The 515-nt window shown below is 46.2% G+C and carries 1 protein-coding gene; it reads right to left on the bottom strand.

Going from position 1 to position 515, the window contains the following annotated elements; all coding sequences use genetic code 11:
* Window positions 1-99: 99 nt before the first annotated feature.
* Window positions 100-515, bottom strand: a 416-nt coding sequence (locus R7P74_RS29450) for a queuosine precursor transporter (RefSeq protein ID WP_318124288.1), incomplete at its 5' end; no start/stop codon positions are given.

Here is a 515-nt window from a genome sequence, read left to right as displayed (position 1 = left end):
GCTCCTAGTGCTGTACAACGAGACTTGTACCCGTCCTTCAAATACAAAAAAACCGCTGGATTCAGCGGCTTTTTTGTTATTCACATTCAATCAGCGATATTACGCCGCCGTACTCACTTTGAAGTCTGGGTTTACTGCGGTTAGCTTCTTAATCAGATAATTCAGTAATACACCGTACATTGGGACAAACAAGCCAAGGCAGATCACCAACTTGAAGCCGTAATGGACCGGCGCGATTTCCGACCAATGCTCAGCCATAAATGGATCTGGACTTTGGTAGAATGCAATCGCAAAGAACGCGATGGTATCTAGCGCATTACCAAAGAGTGTCGAACACGTTGGTGCTACCCACCACTGCTTCATTTGGCGTAGACGGTTGAACACATGCACATCCATGATCTGACCAAGTAAGTAAGCCATGAAACTCGCAATCGCAATACGTGCGACAAACAGGTTAAATTCCCCTAGATGGCCAAAGCCTTGGAACTGACCTTCAAAGAACACAACCGACAGGA

The organism is Vibrio sp. 2033, assembly GCF_033339735.1.
The sequence above is the reverse complement of the archived record's forward strand: the minus strand, read 5'-3'. Positions and strand labels throughout refer to the sequence as shown.